Origin of the sequence: Agrobacterium sp. a22-2, assembly GCF_012276985.1 — a bacterium.
Taxonomy (GTDB): domain Bacteria; phylum Pseudomonadota; class Alphaproteobacteria; order Rhizobiales; family Rhizobiaceae; genus Allorhizobium.
Map to the genome: position 1 here is coordinate 1 of NZ_JAAXMM010000077.1, position 429 is coordinate 429.

The window sequence follows — 429 nt, forward strand, 5'->3', positions numbered from 1 at the left end:
TTTATAGATCGGGTGGAAGTTGGTGTAAGGCACCCAGGCGGAATCGAAGTGGATCGACTTCACGTCCAGGGTGTTCTTGATAAAGTCAGTGTTGTACAGCAGCCCGTCATAGGTGGAGTTGGTGATCACCGCGTGCACCGGCCAGGTGGCGTTCGGGGTCTCCTTCACGCGCTTGGCGATGGTGGCGCGCTGGAACTCGCTCTGCGGAATGCCGCCGAGGATGCCGTAAGCGTTGCGGGTCGGGCGGAAGTAGATCGGCGTGATGTCGCTCATCATCATCAGGTGAGTCAGCGACTTGTGGCAGTTACGGTCAATCAGCACCGTGCTGCCCGCCGGCGCCGAATACATGCCGACGATCTTGTTGGCGGTGGAGGTGCCGTTGGTGACCATGTAGCTGCGTTCGGCGTTGAACACGCGGGAAATGTACTC

1 pseudogene is annotated in these 429 nt (G+C 59.2%); it reads right to left on the reverse strand.

Features of this window, described 5'->3' with window-relative positions:
- Positions 1-429 (reverse strand): annotated as a pseudogene (locus tag HFC70_RS26445) (hypothetical protein); the annotation flags it as partial.